Consider the following 256-nt stretch of genomic DNA (forward strand, 5'->3'; position numbering starts at 1 on the left):
AGTCGTGGCAGAGCGGTTGAATGCACCGGTCTTGAAAACCGGCAAGGGTTCATAGCCCTTCGAGAGTTCGAATCTCTCCGACTCCGCCAGATATTAAAAAGCCAACTTAGCAATAAGTTGGCTTTTTTTATGCGTGAGATTTGGGTGATGATCTCCCTTTGACTTCCTCCCCTCGCTAAACCGAGGGGATTCCTACAGCTAGACGGTCAAGCCCGACCGCAAGGATGTTCTTAGCAGCATTGATATCTCTATCATG

1 pseudogene is annotated in these 256 nt (G+C 48.8%); it reads right to left on the bottom strand.

From position 1 onward, the window contains the following. Positions 1-175: 175 nt before the first annotated feature. Positions 176-256: pseudogene (locus tag A1019T_RS13800) on the bottom strand (RNA-guided endonuclease TnpB family protein); the annotation flags it as partial.

Source organism: Psychrobacter piechaudii (assembly GCF_900162825.1).
GTDB classification, from domain to species: domain Bacteria; phylum Pseudomonadota; class Gammaproteobacteria; order Pseudomonadales; family Moraxellaceae; genus Psychrobacter; species Psychrobacter piechaudii.